Source organism: Amycolatopsis alba DSM 44262 (assembly GCF_000384215.1).
GTDB lineage: Bacteria > Actinomycetota > Actinomycetes > Mycobacteriales > Pseudonocardiaceae > Amycolatopsis > Amycolatopsis alba.
This window is the reverse complement of record NZ_KB913032.1, coordinates 935240-952335: the sequence shown is the minus strand read 5'-3', so window position 1 is coordinate 952335 and position 17096 is coordinate 935240. Positions and strand designations below refer to the sequence as shown.

Genomic DNA, 17096 nt, shown 5'->3' with positions numbered 1-17096 from the left:
CCCGCGGACCCCGCCATGCGGCGCGTTGTCCGGGATTTCCAGCCGGACGAACTCCAGCATCCGGTGTGCACACGAGGGGGTCGGCTGCCGACGGTGCGATACGCCGGTCGTTACCGAGCTGCCGGCAGTGCCCGCGACGCGTTCGCCGGCTGATGCTCCTGTGGTCGGAAGCATCAGCCGTCGAACACCTCTTCGTCAGCTCCCGGAGCCCCGAAGTGTCTGGTCGGACAACGAGTCCGCCAAAGGGGAGCGGGCACCATTACGCCACGCCGCCGATGCGCAGACCTCAGCGACCGAGTTGATCTAGGTGGTCGGGATGGGCAGCAATTCGTAGCCGACGGACGACACCATTCCGTCCGGCGCGGTGAGCACGGCGGTGCCGACGATGACTCCGGCGTCGTTGATGCCGGTGGCGCCCCCCACCCGCACGTTCGGGGTCGGCTTGATCAGCGAGTTGAGGTCGGTCGCGTGGCCGTTGCGGTACACGAAACCGTTGCTGATGCCCGACACGTCGGGGAATACGGCGTCGTCGCCGACGATCACGCCCGCGGTGTTGATCGCGGTGGCGTGCGCGGTGCCCTGGTTGACGCCACGCGGCACGTTCAGGTCGATCGCCTTGCCGCCGCTGAACATCACCGCGTGGGAGTCGAGGAGTGAGCTGCCGGCGGGCGACGCCGAACCCACCGCCTGGCCGGCGGTGTTGATGGCCAGCGCCTCGCTCCAGGCTCCACCGTTGAGCTGGCCGAGCGTGGTGAGCTTTCCGTTGGCCCACTCCAGGGCCACTTGGTCGCCGCCGGGCAGGGTGCCGCCGGGGACCGCGGCGTCGCCGACGACCACTCCGTTGCTGTTCTCGCCGAGCGCCTCGGTGTCCTTGGAGCCACCGAGCGGCGGCAGGTCGGTCACCGTGGTGCCGGTGCGCTGCCACGGTGTGATCGAGGTGTGGCCGCCGCCCTGCCAGCCCACGATCTGCTGTTGATCGTTGACGCCGAACGCGTCCGCCGACCCGGTGGGATTCACGCCGAGGTCTGATCCGGCGCTGCCGGGCCCTGGCCAGATCGCCGGGCGGGTGATCTCCACTGCCCCACCGGGGACCACGACGTTTTTCAGGTAGTTTCCCACCGCCACGCCCTGGTCATTGATGGACCGCGGCACGGAGTTCTGGTTGTTCGTGCCGGGGTTGGCCAGGAAAAGGGGTGTCGTCGTACCGGCCTTGATGACGAAGCCCTCCTCCCGCCCGAAGCGCGCCGGGTCGAGACCGACACCGATGATGTCGCCGCGTGCGTTGATCCCGCGGTATTCCAAAGTTTTCGCTGAGCCGAGCACGAGTCGGTACTGCGGAGCGGGCGCGGCGGCTGCGCTGGGCGCGGCCATGCCGACACCCATGGTCACCGCGCCCGCGGCCAATACGGCTATCCGGAAAGGTAAACGCATGGAAATCCTCCCTCGATAAGGATGTCAAGGCTTCATCAGGTAATACGTGCCGGGGTTACGCGCCATTGTTCGGCGAGATGGGCAGTGCGCCTTTGTCGATGCCGGCGGCAAAGTTCTCCGGGAGGTGTAACCCGCTTGCGTATCAACACAAGTAAGCATCCAGACAGGATGGTCGATGCGCAGAGCGATGGCCATGATCGCCGTCGCAGAAGCGTTTCGGCTGCGGCGCGGACACCATCCCTTGAGGAGGCCGGCTCACGAGGTCGGCGCAGCGAGAAGGAGCAGCCACATGTCAGGAAGAACGTGGGGGTCCCGGTCCCGGATCGCCCGACTCGTCGGGCTCGCCGGTGCGGTGGCGATATCGGTGATCGGGGGCGGCGTGGCCACGGCGGTAGCGGCCACGCCGCACTACACACTGACCGTCGCCCCGGACGCGGTGCAGCGGTACACGGGAATCAACAACAACGGCGACGCCATCGGGATCGGCATGAGCGGGTCACAGTCAGGATTCGTCATCAAGGCGGGCACGACCACGCCGATATTCCTGTCCACAGCGGCCGACCCTGGCAACGCGCACCAGTTCACCGACGCTCACGCGATCAACGACAAGGGCGAGGTGGTCGGGGACATCTTCCCGTCCGGCAGCCCGAACATCCTCCGCGCCGCCCGCTGGCCCACCGCCGGCGCCACCGGCGTCGACCTCGAAGTGGATCCGGCCCAGCCGTTCTTCGACGTGGAAGCCACCGGGATCAACGACAACGGCCTGATCGCCGGGCGGACCGTGGACCCGGCGAGCAAGGTCACCGCCTGGACGGTGAACGGACGCGAGATCACCAGGCTGCCGTTCCTGCCGGGCGGGGCGCAGGCCCGTGCCCGCGCGGTCAACAACACCGGCTTGGTGGTGGGCGGGTCCGCGGTCTCGGCGTCGGCGGCGTCGGCGGCCGCGTGGCAGAACGGTCGGGTCCGCGACCTCGGTGTGTTGCCCGGCGGCAACTTCGCCGAAGCCCTCGCCGTCAACTCCGCCGGGGTCGCCGTGGGCGTCTCCAACAACACTCCCAGCGGCGAGGGCATCTCCCAGCGCGCTGTCGAATTCTCCGGCGGGAAAGTGCTCGACCTGAACATCGCGGGCACCGGCCCGATCTCCAACTCCACCGCCAACGGGATCAACGACAGCGGCGTCATCGTCGGCGCACTGCCCAACGGCGGCGCCTATGTCTACCGCGACGGTGTCGCGACCGACCTGAACACCCTCATCCCGCCCGGCACCGGCTTCCACATCATCAACGCCACCGCGATCAACAACAACGGCACGATCGTGGGCACCGCGCGGAAAGGATTCGGTGGACGCACCTTCGGCGTCCTGCTCACCCCCGCCGCCTGACACCCGACCCCGCGGCCACCAAGAATACCGGGCCGAGCACGCTGTTACCGAGAAAGTCCCATGGTGTCGGCCCATTGTGTAACGGCTTGGTGGTAGTCGGGTGCGTTGGGTGCGTAGTTGATCGAATGGCCGTAGCCGGGCAGTACGTAGGTCCGCAGTTGTGCCGCCGCTGAATAGTACGGCGCCTCGGACTGGAGCAGGCCGGCCGAGGAGGTGCAGTCGGTCGCGAGCGGGCCACAGAGGCCGCCGTCCCCGCCGCCGAGCACGACCAGCACCGGCACCGTGATCTGCCAGGTGTAGGGGAGCACCGTGGTGAGGGCGGCGGCGTCGAGCAGTTCGCCGGGCGCGACGACGTCCTTGGTGGCTTCGTCGTAGGCGGTCATTTCGGGGATGTCGGGTCCGGGTGCGTGGAATGCCGCGTAGCGAGCGCCTGGCTGGGTGGTCAGGTAGGTGGGGTCGAGCCCCAGCTGCGACATCACCGGGTCGAGCGCGACGGGGATGAACGAGCCGAGGACGATCAGCGCGCCAGGCGGATTGATGTGGTGTGCCAGTCCGGTGATCAGCACGCCGTCCACGTCGTGGTAGGTGCCTGCTTCAAGCACGGTGATGGCGGAGCCGAGCGAGTGTCCGCCGAGAATCACCTTGTCGAACTGCGAGCCGAGGTCGCCGTGCCGAACCGCCTGGATCACCTGGTGTACCACGTCGGCCTCGGTGAACGCGGTCAGCAGCGCGCTGGGCGGCTTGGAGCCGGCACCGGTGCCGAGCCGGTCCAGGGCAAGGGTGGCGTAGCCGGCCTTGTTCATCGCGAGCCGGAACGACTGGGTTTCCGGGTTGAGTGCGGGATCCCAGTAGACGCTGTTGTAGGTGGCGCCTGGGACCAGCACCTGAACGGTTCGCGCGCCGTGCGACGGTTCGCACAATCTGCCGTGCACGATCTGGGGAAGCAGCCCGGTCAGTCGCACCGGGATGGTCACGTCCTGGCAGGACGCCGTATCGGCCTGAGCCTGCGCGGTCGTCAGCAGTGACCCGGCCAGCAAAATGGCGAGCGTCACCGCGCCGACACGACGCTTCACTCCGCCATGACGCCAATGCATGAAAACAAACCTCCACTGAGACAGGGTGTTTCGACGATTATCGGAAGCGCGGGACGACCGTCATCGGCAGCCGGCTCGGGTACGCGGTGGTCGTGTGCTTCACCCGGACCGGCTTGCCAGGGACGGGAACCAGCCGCCATCGCGCGGCGATCGTGGCCACGACAATCGCGATCTCGGTCATGGCGAAGGAATTCCCGATGCACTGATGGGCACCCGCTCCGAACGGGATGTAGGCCCCGCGGGGCAGCTCCTTGGCCCGCTTGCCCGCCCAGCGGTCCGGGTCGAAACGATCGGGGTGGTCGTGGAACCGCGGATCGAAATGCATGGCGTGCGGGCTGATGATCACCTCGGTGCCCGGTGACAGGCGCACACCGCCGAGATCGACCTCCGCGGTGACCCGGCGCATGAGGATCCACAGTGGATACATCCGCAGGACCTCGTTGAGGACCTGTCGCATGTAGACCAGCCGTGGCACGTCCTCGGCGGTGGCCTCCCGGCCGCCGAGCACCTCGTCGATCTCGTCGTGGAGCTTCTGCTCGACCTCGGGGTGCCGGGCGATTTCGTGGAACAGCCAGGACAGCGCGAGCGCGCTGGTCTCGATCCCCGCGGTGAGCAGGGTGATGACCTCGTCGCGCACCTGCTCGTCGGTCATCCCCTCACCGGTGTCGGCGTCCCTGACCAGTAGCAGCATGGACAGCAGGTCACTCCGATCGGCCTGCTCGGTACGCCAGTCGTCGATGAGCTCTTCGACGATCGTGCGCATGCGGTCGACGGCCGCGTCGAACCGCCGGTTGGCCGGAATGGGGAGCTTCTCCAGCAACGGTGGCGAGAGCACGCGGATCATGCCGTACTTGAGGATGACCGGGATCGACCGGCGGGCCTCCTCGATCGCGGCCTTGCCCAGTTCGGCGGAGAACAGCGCCTCGCCGACGATGGCGACCGCGAGTGCCTGCATGTCGTGGTCCACCTCGCGCACCTCGCCCGGCTTCCACGGTCTGATCAGGTCGGCGGCCGCTCTTGTCATGATCCCGGCGTATCCCGCGATGGTGGTGTGGTGGAAAGCGGGTTGCATCAACCGGCGCTGCCGTAGGTGAAGAACACCCTCGGAAAGGGCGAGGCCGTTGCCGACGAACGGGCGGAACTTCTCGAACATCGCGCCCTTGCGGAAATTGCTGCCGTCGGTGACCAGTACCTGGTGCGTCAATTCCGGGCTGGTAAGGAAACAAGTTTCCATCGGGCCGAGGTAGATCCGCACCACGTCTCCGTGCGCGTACAACGACGACGTGAATCCGAAGCGACGCCGCAGCATCGCCGGAGTGTGTCCGATCAGCGGCCATCGACCGGGCGCAACCGGTGCAGGCATCCGGACTCCATCGCCGTTGCGGAAGGGGACAGAACACGTTAGCGCCATTCGGCGGCAGCCCACAGCGCTCGATCGGGTGACTATGCGGCCGCGACCCGATCACCATGCCGGGCTGAGTAGACTCGGTGGCTCCCAAGGAAAAGCGATGGGATAGGGGTGTTGACACTGACGCGACTGCCGGACTGGGTCCCACCGGGCACCGACGACACGGTGCCCAGTGCCGCCCGGATGTACGACTACATGCTGGGTGGCGGTCACAACTTCGCCGTCGACCGCGAAGCCGCCGCGCTGGCCGAGCAAGCCGTGCCCCACGCGCGGGGGGTGGCGAGGCTCAACCGCGCCTTCCTCCGACGGGCTGTCCGGTTCATGATCGACCGAGGCGTCCGCCAGTTCCTCGATATCGGTTCGGGCGTACCGACCGTCGGCAACGTGCACGAAATCGCGCAGGACGCCGACCCGGAATGCCGGGTGGTGTATGTGGACCACGATCCCGTCGCGGTCGCGCACAGCCGACTGATTCTCGCCGGCAACGACCGCGCCACCGCGCTCAAGGCAGACGCCCGTGACCCTTCAGGCATCCTCGGCGATCCTCAGCTGCGTCGGCAGTTGAATCTCGACGAGCCGATCGGCCTGCTGTTCCTGTGCCTGCTGCACTGGATCCCGGACGAATCCGACCCGCGCGGCCTCGTGCGCCGTTACGTCGACGCGATGGCTTCCGAAAGCTATCTGGCGATCACCCACATCACCGAGGACTACCAGCCCTACCAGGTTCGGGAAGCGCTCAGGGTCGCGACAAGGGGTGGCGACCCGGTCACGTCACGCCCCTATGAGGAGGTGCTCACCATGTTCGGCGACCTCGAACTGCTCGAACCCGGCTTGGTCGGGTGCGGCACCTGGCACCCCGCCGGGCCCGGTGACATCGCCGAAGACCCGAAACTGAACCAGGTCCTCTACGCCGGGATGGCATACAAACCCTGAAGCGGCGACTGTCCACTCAGGACACTGAGGCTCACCGGCCTTGAATCGGACCGGCCCGTCCACCGCCGATGAGGGATCCGATGTCGGTCACCGGTCCCTCGTCGCCGGTGAACAGCGGGCCCATGCCCAGCTCGACCCCCGCTCGCCGCCACCACCGTGCCTGCTCGCCGGTTTCGAGATCACCGGCGAGCACGGTGATCCCGGCCTGACGAACCAGCGCGATCATGGTCCTCGCCCCGGCGAGGGCGATCGAGTCCTCATCGATGGCATGCCACACGAGACGAGAGTCGAGGCGTACGGCGTGTACCGGGAGGTCCTCAAGCAACGCCAGCTCGCCTGGCGTCACGCCGAAGTCGAGCAGTACCACACCGATCCCCAGGTCGGCGAGTACACGCACATGGTCGACGATCTCGTGCCCGGCCACGAGCAGTGCCCCGGCAGGCAGGCCGAGCCACAACCGGTCTGTGATCGGCGCGGCGCTGTCGAGAATTCCCTGGATCGTCCTGGCCAGCCGAGGATCGGCCAGCTGGTTCGGTGTCAGTGGTACCAGCAGCGGCATGTCCGCGCCGTCGCCCGCGGCCTTGTCCGCCCAGCCGCGCTCGACCAGCCACGCGCCGAGCGCGCCGATCAGCGCGGTGCGCTCGGCGAGTTCCAGGTACCGTTCCCTCGGCAGTAGTCCCAGGTCCGGATGTTCCCATCGCAGCCGTGCCTCGGCCCCGGCTGTCTCGCCGTCGGCCAGACGTACCAGCGGCTCGTAGCCGATGCCCAGCTCGCCGTTCTCCCAGGCGCCGGGCATGGCGGCCACCAGGCCGATGGCTTCCCTGGCTTGGCCGTCCCATACCGGGTCGTACCGTTCCCACCGGCCGGGTCCCTTGCTCTTGGCTCGCCGCATCGCCAGATCCGCCGAACGCAACAACTCGGCTGGTTCGACGTTGCGGGAAAGGTCTTCGACCACGCCGAAACTCGCCGTCACCGCCAGGCCCTTCCCGTCGATGTAGGCCGGCTCGGACAGCTTCTCGTTGATCCGCTCGATCATCGTGACGACGTCCGGTGTAGTCGCCGAATTCTCGATCAGAATGCCGAACTTGTCGCTCTCGAATCGCGCGACCATCGCGTTCTCGCCCGCCACCACGGTCCTGAGCCGGTCTGCGGCGATCCGCAGCAGGCTGTCTCCCGCCTTCCTGCCGAGACCGTCGGTGACCAACGACAGCCCGCCGAGGTCCACGTGGTACAGCGTCGCCGGATTCGGCAGGTGCAGCACGTGCTCGAGATGCGTGCCGAAGAACTGCCGGTTCGGCAGACCGGTGAGCATGTCATGCAACAACTGGTGCCGCAGCTGATTCTGCAGGAGCGTCAGCTCCGCGTCGTCGGACACGATCGTCACGTAGCCGTGCGAACCGCGCAAGAGCGAAGCGGTCAGCGTGGCCTGAAACAGGTCGCCGTCCTTGGTGACGAAGCGCGGTCGCGATCGCAGCCGGTCGATCTTGCCGTCCTGGAGATCGCGGTAGCCGTCCAGCAGGAGCTGCCGATCCGCCTCGTGCACGAACTCGACCAGGACGCCGCCCGCGACCTCGCTCGACTCCCTGTCGAGTATCCGGTGCAGGGCGGGATTCGTGCGGACGAGTCGCCCATCGGGCCCGGTGACCGCGATCCCGCTCGGCGAACCGAGGAAGATCTCGTCCAGCTGGGCCTCACTGGCCCGCCACTCACGCTGCGACTCCCGGACCGCGTTGAGCAGCGCCTGGTCACTCGTGCCCCGCTGCTCGACGGTCGCGGAACGGATCGCTTCCACGTAACCGGACGCCAGCGCACCGAGCAACCTGGCGACGCGCTCCGGTAACCGATCGGCGGAGCGTGAATCCGACGGCGCCAGTAAAGCGGCGGCGAGCACGTCCACCGTGCACTGCAGGCTCGTCTTGCCGACACAGTGCATCCGGACGAGTTCGGCGCCGACCTCCGCCGCGCTCTCGATGGCGGGCCGGTCCCCGGCCACCGCCTCGAGCAGCCGATCGAGCAGGCCGAGCAACTCTCGTTCGATCCGGTCGTGCGACAAGGGCAGGTAAGTGGTGCTGCTGACGAGATAGGCCCATTTTCGCGCGACCTTGACGCGTTCCCGCTGCGACGCCAGAGGCTGCTTTCCGGTGGGCCGCTCCTGTTCACCGGAAGGTAGTGGCCTGGTCATGACGCTCGACCCCTTGATCTCCGTGTCCTCGGCCGGCCGCTTTCGCCGATTCCGCTTTCGTTCGAGACCGGCCAGGGTACGGCAGACTCACCACGGGGCGACGCCGCTGCGGATATGCGAATCAATTTCGGGGATTTCCGAAATATCGCCCGTTCTGCCCGGTCTACCGCCATTGCGCGGCCGACCTGTCCCAGTTCGATCAGCATGAAGTCCTCGTACAATACCTCGACCTCATGGTAGCTGACCGCGACGGTCGCCCCGACGTCCCGGATGTCGAGCATGATCTTCTCGGTCTGCCTCCGCGGTGTACCGATCGACTCGGAAATGGTGTGCGCCGCCAGTGGAAAGTCGCGTTTCCGGGGGAAAAGCCTACTCGTTACCGCCGAGTTCGTGGCTGGTCCATCGGTGTGACGGCGTATCAATCGATGGAGTGAACCTCGGTTTGCTGGAAAATATTTCCCGACGGACCCGAAGTTGGTGAATTGCGTCCGTGTCGCCGGAGAGCCGACTTCCGGAAGGCTCTCGGGTGACGTCGAAAGCCGCTGTCATTTCGCTGTCGAACTGTCGCGGGATCGGAGACACGCGCACATACCGAATAGCGAACGCTGCGCGTCTCGGTTTGTGACTACCCCGGCCGCCCTGGCCGATCTAGTGTTGGGCCGCATGGAGCCTGTCAGCGGACTCGCCGCCAAGTTCGCGTCAAGCAGAATGAGTTTCTACACCGCCATCTACCTGACCAGCGTGCTGCTTCCGGGAGCCGTACTGGTGACCGAGCTCCTCGTTCTCTGCGTACACCTCGCCAGACGCGGCCAGGCCGACATCGGGTTCATCCTGGACGCGCTGGCCGGCGTGAAAGCGGCAGGCATCGTCGTGCTCGTCCTGGTGGCGATCGCCGCCAGCTTCGTGATCGGCTACCTGGCCAGAGAGGTCGGCTTCAAGATCACTGCCCTTTCGGAGCGGTTCGACCGACGCAAAGCGGCGCCCGTGCTCACGGCGTCGTGGGCCAGGATCCGGGACACCTTCGGCGAAGACTTCACCGAGCGTCTCACCGGGTTGCACCCGATCCTGCGACATCTCGATTCCGGCGAGCGCCGAGACGACGCTCGCGATCGAAGCCTGCCCGCGGGCGGCGGGCATCAGGCGAACGCGTCGTTGTACCTGTTCACCTACAGCAAACTGTGGCTCCGCGCGCGCGTGCCCGCGCTGAGCGTCGACAACACCGAGGTGGAAATCAACATCCTGGTGTCGACCATCATGCCGGTGCTCCTCCTCGCCCTCGACGCGACCGTGCTGTCGGGCACACCTGTCGCGATCAAGATCATCGCCCTGCCGGGAGCGGTGCTCATCACGCTCGCGGTCATGACCGCCGTGCGGCGCCTGCGCAAGACAGAGCAGAGCGAGGCCTTGCGCAACCTGGCGTTCGACTTCGCCATGCGCGAGGCCGAGGCCGAGTACCCGACCGCGGAACGGCGGGATGAAGAGGAAGCGTCCTAGGGCGAGTAGTGCCGAAGATCGGGCAACATGCCGGAATCCGTCGGGCCGCGAAGAATGTAGAGCAGCAACCGAGTATCGGCGTCGGCCAGGTACGCCGCCGCCGCGCGATGGTTGCCGTCGAGCAGTACGACCTCGTCGCCGACCCGGTAGCCCGGAAGTGCCAGATGCACGGGCCTGTCCGCGCGGACGTATTCCCGTCGCAGCGCGGCGATCGTGGTCGCACGAGCGCGCGGCCACGACGCTTCGGTGACCGCGGCTTCCGACACCCGCAGCGGGCGGGAGCCTTGGTGGTCGTAGCCCGCGTCGTGTCCGGATCCATCCGCGTACCACACGGTGCACAGTTCGCCGAGTTCCTTACGGGAACGGCTGTAGCGCTCCTCGACGGCGCACTCGGCAGCGACCCGCCGCCAGTCCAGCTTCGCCCGTATACCTCCATCGCCGAAGATCAGTGCGAAGGCCGATGTGTCCATGCCAGGAGACGCTACCGGCCGGCACCAAGAGGGGCCGAGTGGCAACGACACCCTGGCCGCCGGTCTGCTCGTTAAGATCGGATGATCACTGAGGGGACGATCGCGTGTTCGAGCTCTATCTGGCCGACTACCGCTACTTCGCGTTGTTCGAAGACGGACGTGGCATGTCCGATGTCGGTAACGCCAAAGGCCTCTACCGCAGCATTAGCGCTCACGACGAGCAGAAGTACGTCGGCCACGGCGTGTGGACGCGAAGCAACGGCCTGTCGAAAACCGGCGACCGGGACTCCTACGACGACTACCGTGAGGTGAGCGCCGCGGAGCTGGAGAGGCTCAGGCAACTGGCCGACGACAGCGGGCCCGCGAAGCACGAGCAGCGGGACGGGTTCGAAGGCGGCGGCTTCGCGGTGTTCCGGCACGAGGCCGACATGGTCGACCTGCGTTCCGCGTACGCCGTGGTCGACGAGTTGCTGCCGGAACATCGTTACGCGTTGTCGCTGGCGCCCTTCGAGCGGGACGGCCTCGCGGGCATCGTCGCTCTGCTGGCGGCAAGGCGGCGAGCCGAACCGGTGGCGGGCCACTACTACTTCGCGGAGTTCGAGAGGCTGGGCGACGTCGCGGACCTCAACCGCGCGCACGCACTGATCCGCTGCCCCTCAAGCGGCGACGGCGAATGGGAGACCTGCCTGCGAGAGGGTGCGTGGGTGCTGGGAAAGGAACCGCGGGGCAGGGTCGTGCTGCCGGTCGGCCGCGACGATCTGGACCGGGCCATCCGCGGACGAGAGACCGCCGAGGTCAGGTACTTCGACGTGTGGCACGGCCTCGCCATCAAGGGCGGGTACTACAGCCACGATCTCGTCCGCCGCACCGGATCGGTCGACGAGACCCTCGATGGGCTCGGCTGGCAGCACACCGACGTGCTGGGGCGGCTGGAGCCCGGCTGGTGGGTGATAGAGCTCGGCGAGCGGCACTTCCGCAGCGCACGCTACGTCGCTGCGATCAAGGGGAGAGCGCAAGCGTTCCGCGGCCGGGCCCACGACTATCAAGCAGTCTTCCGCAAGGGGGACGACGTCTACGAACTCGGTAACGTCCTCTTCCTGGCCAAGCGCCTGCCGAACCCGTATGAACTCGAATACGAGCTGTGGACACCGGACGGCTGGCGGCCGACCAGCCAACTGCTGCTCGAGTACACGACGCTCCCGATCTCCGAGGAGGAGTTCCAGCGGCTGGCAGCCAGCCGGCGGAGCCAAGGGAATTCCCTGTGAGGCGACCACGCCGCACCACACTCTCAGGCCGATGAGCGGGATGTGGCCGCGCGGACAGGCTCGACAACTGGATGCGGAAGGGCGACAGTGGGGAGTCATGCGGTCGTCTGACTCCGACCATGGCGAGCGGGATGAACAAGATGAGCGACGGGCTGTGACACGTGAGCGAGAGGTGCAGTTCCGCGAGTCGGCGGTCGCGGCGCGCGAGGCTGCCGCCGATGCCTGAGAGATTGCGCTCGAAATGCGCGAGACGAGCGCCATTCACCGTGAAAGCATGGCCGACTACCGCGAGCAATGGGCCGGCCATCGCGAGGTTCGGGCCGACCATCGCGAGCAGCAGGCCGACGAGCGCGAGGAGGAGCTCTCGCGACAGCATCCGCCCACTGCCGAGGTCGCGGAGCGGTTAGGGCACGAGAATCTCGATCGGGCGCTGGACCAACTCCGGCGCGCCGAAGACGCCGTCGCCCGAGCGCGCAGGCATCTTGCCCGCACCGATACGCCGTGCCCGCGTGATCGCCGCCAGCCCGGTACTGGCCGAACGCGACCTGATCAAACTCGCCGACATCGCCGCCGCACTGGCGCGGGCGATCGAGGGTCGTGGCGTCGGGTCCGGCGAGGCACACTTCATCATCGATGTGGCGATCGCGATCTCCCGGCGCGCCACGTCCCGCTGGCCGGCCGTCCCGGACGCGACCTTGGCCGAGCTCAGCCGCAGAGGGCGGCGACGACGAGCTTGCCCTCGGCCTTTTCGACCTTCTCCTGACCGGCCTTGTCCTGGTAGTCGAGCGCGCCCTGGGTCGCGGACAGCTCCAGGCGCCGGCTGCCGTCCGGCGTGCTGAGCAGGTACGTCTTGTAGCCGGGGATCTCGCCGACATGGCCGACCACGACACAGTCCGGCGCGAGCCGGTACTGGGCGAGCCCGAGGCCGTATTGCCGGTTCGCGCTGCCCGCTTCCCGCATCCGGCGCATTTCCGCGTAGAGCTCCGGGGACAGCAGCTTCCCGCCGGTCAGCGCGGTGATGAAGCGGTCGAGGTCCTTCGTGGTCGAGACGATCTCGCCGGCGGCCCACGCCCAGGTCGTGCTCTGCCGGGTGACGTCGACGGTCGTCAGCCTGCGGTTGTCCTGGTACGCCTGGTAGGCGTGGGCGTGGTCGCCGGGGATGGTCGTCCGGGCGCCGGGGAGGCTGGTGTCGTGCATCCGGAGCGGCTGGAGGATGCGTCGTTCCACCTGCGTGGCGTAGGAAGTGCTGGTCGCTTGCTCGACGAGAAGCCCGGCCAGCACGTAGTTGGTGTTGGAATAGCGCCATTGGGTGCCGGGTGCGAAACGGGCAGGTTTGGCCAAGGACAGGCGGACCAGTTCGTCCGGGAGGTAGCGGTGGAAACGGTTCGCCACGCCTTCCTTGCCGACCAGCGGGATGCCGGGCTCGAACGTGGCACCGTCCGGGCTGGTGTCGCCGATGTAGTCGAACAGGCCGCTGGTGTGCTGCAGCAGCATCCGGACGGTGATCCGGCGGTCCAGGCCGAACCTCGGCAGGTAGCGGTCGACCGGGGCATCGAGTTCCAGCTTGCCCTCGCCGACCAGCTGGAGCACCACGGTGGCCACGAAGGTCTTGGTGGTGCTGCCCGCACGGAACTTTCCGTCGGTGGACGGCGAACGGTGCCTGCCCAGTTCCCGTTCTCCGGCGCTGCCGGTCCAGTCGCCCCGGTCATCGTGCAGGCGCACCTGGACGCCTGCCGTGCCGGTCGCCACGAGTCCGGCCATGGCCTGCCGCACCGTGCCGCGTCCGCTGTCCGCCGCCGCGGACGCGTTCGCCGGGCCCGGCCCGGTCAGTCCGATCAGGACAGTCATGGACAGGACCACGGCGCCTGCGCGTCGAATACTTGATCGCAAGAAGAGCACTCCTTCGTCACGGGAAACCGATCCCGGTCGCCCCGGCCCCATGATCGTTCGGCCCGCCCGTCCGGCACATCGGGGACGGCCCCCGAACTTCCCCTGACAGGGCCGGGAAGATGCCGCCAGGTTTGAGCCGGCCGCGTCCGTGGTACTGACGGAGATCATCACTGTTCCGCTTTGGAGGGTGCTCGTGCAGATCCAAGTCAACACCGACCACAACATCCCCGGTGGCGAACGACTGGTCAGCTACGTGACCGGCGATCTGGAGACCAGGCTGTCCCGGTTCGGCGGATGGGTGACCAGGGTGGAAGTGCATCTCAGCGAGGACGGAAGCGGCAAGCCGGAAGACAAGAAGTGCGTGATCGAGGCGCGGCCGGGCGGTAAACAACCCCTCGCGGTCACCCATCACGCGACCATCGTGGACGACGCGTACGCGGGCGCGGCACACAAATTGGGGACGGTACTGAGTTCCCGGTACGACCGCGCGCACGATCACAAGGGCAGCGACAGCATCCGTCACATGCCCGCCCCGGAGGAACCGGAGCCGGTCTGACCACGATCGTCGTGCCGGAACTCAGGCCTCCCCGAAAGCGTCTCGCCGTCGGCCTTCCTTCTTCAGCTGGGTCGCGCGCCGTCGTACGTCGGCGGCTTTGCGGGGGAGGCCGATGTTGTCGTACAGGTTGGCGGCTTCCTGCCAGTAGGTCAGTGCCTCGTCGGTGTTGCCGAGCCGGTACTGGCAGATCCCGATGACTTCGAGCGGTTCGGCGAGTGTGTCGTCACGATTGAGGGGCGTGCGGCGGCCGATGGCGATCGCGTCCAGGCAGAGCGCGATCGCCCGGTACGGGGCGCGCATTCCTTGCCAGATCCGCGCGATCTGGGTCAGCGCCCCGGCCTCGCCGGTGAGATCTCCGGCTTTTCGCCGCAACCGCAGACTGCGTTCGCCGTGCACGAGCGCGCACTGGTGGTCGCCGAGGCCGCAGCGAGCGGCACTGAGATTGCCCTCCACCACCGCCTCCCAGCGGCCGGTGTCGATTCCCCGGCTCAGCGGCAGCGCGGAGAGGAGATACCGCTCGGCGTCTTCGAATCGGTTCTGGTGCAAGAGGATCAGGCCGCGAGAGTTGAGTGAGTACACGGTGAGCGTGTCGTCGTCGAGGTGCTCGAGCAAGGTGTCCGCGCGGTCGAGGTCTGCCTTCGCGTGATCCAACCGGCCCAACCGGTAAACCGCCTCCGCGCGGGTGAGTACGAGGGTCGCCTCCTGGGTGCGGGTTCCCGACTGCCGTGCGGCGTTGATCCCCAGGTTCAAAGCGTCGATCTGTTCCTGCGGACTGCCCGCCGAGAGGAGAAAGCGGCAGGCGTGGGCGAGCGGAATGGTGTGCTGGTTGAGCTGATGGTCCGCGGCGTGCTGGAGCGCGGCCTGGAGATTGATGCGTTCGGCGATCAGCCAGGCCCAAGCCTCACCTCGGCCGGTGATGGGATGCGGATGAGCCGGTTCCGTGACCACCGCCGGGATCTTCATGAAAGCCGGATGGAGCCGGTGGTCTGCCGTGCGGGCGGTGTGGCTGTACCAGGTCAGCAAGGCGTTCAGGGTTCGCAGGCGCTCTTCGGCGGTGTCGAAGCGGCCGGCTTGTTCGGCGGCGTAGGCGCGAAGCAGATCGTGGAGCCGGTATCGGCCAGCGGAGATCGGTTCGACCAGATGTGCCTCCGCGAGCGCGGTCATCAGAGGGCGGGCATGAGCGGGTGGCAGTTCGGCGAGCGCGGCAGCGGCGGGCAGGGACAGATCGGGGCCTGGATGCAGTCCGAGACGCCGGAACAGCCGCGCCTGCTCGGCTGGAAGACGCCGGTAGGACCAGGCGAACACGGCGCGGATCGCGGCGGGCTCGTCGCTGCTTTCGCTGAGGGCGTCCAGTCTGGTCCGGTCGTCGGCCAGCTCGGCGACGACGTCGGCCACTGCCCGATGAGGATGGACGGCGACGCGACTGGCCGCTATGCGCAGCGCCAGTGGTAACCGGGCGCACCATTTGACCAGCTCGCCGACCGCTTCGGCTTCGTCATCGGCCCGTCGCGGGCCGATGATGCCCGCGACCAGGTCGAGTGCTTCGGAAGAGGTGAGAAGGTCGAGGGTGAGCCGATGCGCGGCGTCGGTGACGACCAGGCCGGTGAGACAGTCGCGGCTGGTCACGACGACCATGCAGCCAGGGCTGGCAGGCAGCAGGGGCCGTACCTGTTCGGCGCTGTGGGCGTTGTCCAGCAGCATCAGTACCCGCTTGCCTGCCAGCAGCGAGCGAAGCGAGGCCGCTTGTGCTTCCACGTCGGCGGGGATCGCGCGGGCCGCGACCCCCAGTGCCCGGAGGAACCCGCCGAGGGCCTCGCCGGGGGTGGCGGGCTCGCCCGACCCGTAGCCGCGAAGGTTGACATGCAGCGTGCCGTCCGGGAAACGGTCTTGAACCCGGTGAGCCCAATGCAAAGCGAGAGAGGTCTTGCCGATCCCTCCCGTGCCGTCGACGGCGGTGATCACCACCGACTGCGCGCGTTCGCCGGGGGTGCCGGGATCCGGCGGTATCAAGGCGTCGAGTGCGGTCAGATGCTCGGCGCGGCCGGTGAAGTCACGCACCGCTGCGGGAAGTTGCCGCGGAATCACCCCCGTACCGGGTCTTCCGATGCCACTCGCCCGGCTGCCCGGCTCTGGCGGGTAAGGGTGGTCGGGAAGAGCGATCCACCCCGCCGTGGCTGCCTCCTTCACCGCGACGGTGACCGGGCGCCAGGTCTCGGGCGCGGCCGCGGGAGTATGGCGGACCACGTCGTCGAAAAGCCGGTCGGACGCGATCACCGCCAGCACTCCGGGGGAGGTGTCGAGCGCGGTCCGCAGAGGAGGCGCGTCGCAGAGCCGGAACGCCAGGGTCAGTGACGACGAGGTGACGCCGTGCTCGTCGTACCCGACCTCGCCGGCGTGCAGCGCGATCCGCAGCCGGATGCGTTGCATCTCCGGATGAGAGTCGTTGTGCACCCGCAGCCGCGTCACCAATGCCGGGAACACGGTTTCGACGAAGGCCGCTTTGTCTGTTTCCGGTGGTACCAGCACGAACACCGCGTCCCCGCGGTCTTCTCGATAGCAGTTTTCCCACACCAGCCCGGCCGCGGCGAACGCGGCGGCCATCACCTCGTACAAGCCGTCGCGCACCGCCTGCTGATGCGGCCCCGTCCGCCTCGGATCCCCGAACCCCTCCACGTCGGCCACCACTATCAGGTGATGCCGCGAACCCCGGCCCGCCACCATCGCCACCTTCCCCGTCGGCCCGCTGACGGACACCTTCTTCCAGGGTGCCCCCGCATCAGGCCACACCGACCCGGAATTCCAAGCGCCACGACGGTACAGGCTTTCCGTGAGTCATCATGACCGGTGGCAAGTGAATTCATCCTGGTGTGCACCTGCATTCAGGGTAATGGTTCTCGAAAGTCTTGAACGCTTGGTTCGAAGATCTCCGTGGCAGGTTATTGTCATTACGGTTTCGTGTGGTCGGGCGGTATCGGTGATCATGATGTCGAGG

At 67.5% G+C, this 17096-nt stretch carries 13 protein-coding genes; 5 read left to right on the top strand and 8 right to left on the bottom strand.

What is annotated here, in order from left to right:
• Positions 1-303 precede the first annotated feature (303 nt).
• On the bottom strand, positions 304-1431 hold the full coding sequence (locus AMYAL_RS0104195) for a hypothetical protein (RefSeq protein WP_245192786.1): 1128 nt from the start codon (positions 1429-1431) through the stop codon (positions 304-306).
• 289 nt (positions 1432-1720) lie between these two features.
• Between AMYAL_RS0104195 and AMYAL_RS45605 the strand changes: the two genes are divergently transcribed.
• Positions 1721-2812, top strand: coding sequence for a hypothetical protein (locus AMYAL_RS45605; protein ID WP_020630056.1), 1092 nt, complete (start codon positions 1721-1723; stop codon positions 2810-2812).
• A 44-nt stretch (positions 2813-2856) separates the two neighbouring features.
• Here AMYAL_RS45605 and AMYAL_RS0104185 read toward each other — a convergent pair whose 3' ends face one another.
• Both AMYAL_RS0104185 and AMYAL_RS0104180 read right to left on the bottom strand, forming a co-directional pair.
• Positions 2857-3906, bottom strand: coding sequence for an alpha/beta hydrolase (locus AMYAL_RS0104185; RefSeq protein WP_026466729.1), 1050 nt, complete (start codon positions 3904-3906; stop codon positions 2857-2859).
• Positions 3907-3943: 37 nt separating this feature from the next.
• On the bottom strand, positions 3944-5269 hold the full coding sequence (locus tag AMYAL_RS0104180; protein WP_026466728.1) for a cytochrome P450: 1326 nt from the start codon (positions 5267-5269) through the stop codon (positions 3944-3946).
• A 156-nt stretch (positions 5270-5425) separates the two neighbouring features.
• Between AMYAL_RS0104180 and AMYAL_RS0104175 the strand changes: the two genes are divergently transcribed.
• A complete protein-coding gene (locus AMYAL_RS0104175; RefSeq protein ID WP_020630053.1) occupies positions 5426-6247 on the top strand; it encodes an SAM-dependent methyltransferase in 822 nt (273 codons plus the stop codon).
• Between the two features lie 31 nt (positions 6248-6278).
• Here AMYAL_RS0104175 and AMYAL_RS0104170 read toward each other — a convergent pair whose 3' ends face one another.
• Positions 6279-8429 carry a putative bifunctional diguanylate cyclase/phosphodiesterase gene (locus AMYAL_RS0104170; RefSeq protein WP_020630052.1) on the bottom strand — a complete coding sequence of 717 codons (2151 nt, stop codon included), beginning with the start codon at positions 8427-8429 and terminating at the stop codon, positions 6279-6281.
• Positions 8430-9137: 708 nt separating this feature from the next.
• Here AMYAL_RS0104170 and AMYAL_RS0104165 point away from each other — a divergent pair.
• On the top strand, positions 9138-9923 hold the full coding sequence (locus tag AMYAL_RS0104165; protein WP_020630051.1) for a hypothetical protein: 786 nt from the start codon (positions 9138-9140) through the stop codon (positions 9921-9923).
• Here the strand turns inward: AMYAL_RS0104165 and AMYAL_RS47740 are convergent.
• A complete protein-coding gene (locus tag AMYAL_RS47740) occupies positions 9920-10393 on the bottom strand; it encodes a hypothetical protein (protein ID WP_020630050.1) in 474 nt (157 codons plus the stop codon). The two genes, AMYAL_RS0104165 and AMYAL_RS47740, sit on opposite strands and share 4 nt — an antisense overlap.
• A 104-nt stretch (positions 10394-10497) precedes the next feature.
• On the opposite strand from AMYAL_RS47740, the gene AMYAL_RS0104155 reads away from it, so the two are divergent.
• Positions 10498-11658, top strand: a complete 1161-nt coding sequence (locus AMYAL_RS0104155) for a hypothetical protein (RefSeq protein ID WP_020630049.1) — start codon at positions 10498-10500, stop codon at positions 11656-11658.
• Between the two features lie 403 nt (positions 11659-12061).
• On the opposite strand, the gene AMYAL_RS49170 is transcribed toward AMYAL_RS0104155, so the two are convergent.
• On the bottom strand, positions 12062-12322 hold the full coding sequence (locus AMYAL_RS49170) for a hypothetical protein (protein WP_020630048.1): 261 nt from the start codon (positions 12320-12322) through the stop codon (positions 12062-12064).
• A gap of 41 nt (positions 12323-12363) precedes the next feature.
• Positions 12364-13506, bottom strand: coding sequence for a serine hydrolase domain-containing protein (locus AMYAL_RS45595; protein ID WP_039795235.1), 1143 nt, complete (start codon positions 13504-13506; stop codon positions 12364-12366).
• Between the two features lie 235 nt (positions 13507-13741).
• On the opposite strand from AMYAL_RS45595, the gene AMYAL_RS0104140 reads away from it, so the two are divergent.
• Positions 13742-14104, top strand: coding sequence for an HPF/RaiA family ribosome-associated protein (locus AMYAL_RS0104140; protein WP_026466727.1), 363 nt, complete (start codon positions 13742-13744; stop codon positions 14102-14104).
• 21 nt (positions 14105-14125) lie between these two features.
• Here the strand turns inward: AMYAL_RS0104140 and AMYAL_RS0104135 are convergent, their stop codons facing one another.
• Positions 14126-16858 carry an ATP-binding protein gene (locus AMYAL_RS0104135; protein WP_020630045.1) on the bottom strand — a complete coding sequence of 911 codons (2733 nt, stop codon included), beginning with the start codon at positions 16856-16858 and terminating at the stop codon, positions 14126-14128.
• Between the last annotated feature and the right edge of the window lie 238 nt (positions 16859-17096).

What these genes read in the sequence shown, in the direction of transcription:
- AMYAL_RS0104195 (WP_245192786.1), bottom strand. Translation starts at nt 1,431, where the DNA reads ATGCGTTTACCTTTCCGGATAGCCGTATTGGCCGCGGGCGCGGTGACC.
- AMYAL_RS45605 (WP_020630056.1), top strand. Translation starts at nt 1,721, where the DNA reads ATGTCAGGAAGAACGTGGGGGTCCCGGTCCCGGATCGCCCGACTCGTC.
- AMYAL_RS0104185 (WP_026466729.1), bottom strand. Translation starts at nt 3,906, where the DNA reads ATGCATTGGCGTCATGGCGGAGTGAAGCGTCGTGTCGGCGCGGTGACG.
- AMYAL_RS0104180 (WP_026466728.1), bottom strand. Translation starts at nt 5,269, where the DNA reads ATGCCTGCACCGGTTGCGCCCGGTCGATGGCCGCTGATCGGACACACT.
- AMYAL_RS0104170 (WP_020630052.1), bottom strand. Translation starts at nt 8,429, where the DNA reads ATGACCAGGCCACTACCTTCCGGTGAACAGGAGCGGCCCACCGGAAAG.
- AMYAL_RS0104165 (WP_020630051.1), top strand. Translation starts at nt 9,138, where the DNA reads ATGAGTTTCTACACCGCCATCTACCTGACCAGCGTGCTGCTTCCGGGA.
- AMYAL_RS47740 (WP_020630050.1), bottom strand. Translation starts at nt 10,393, where the DNA reads ATGGACACATCGGCCTTCGCACTGATCTTCGGCGATGGAGGTATACGG.
- AMYAL_RS45595 (WP_039795235.1), bottom strand. Translation starts at nt 13,506, where the DNA reads ATGACTGTCCTGATCGGACTGACCGGGCCGGGCCCGGCGAACGCGTCC.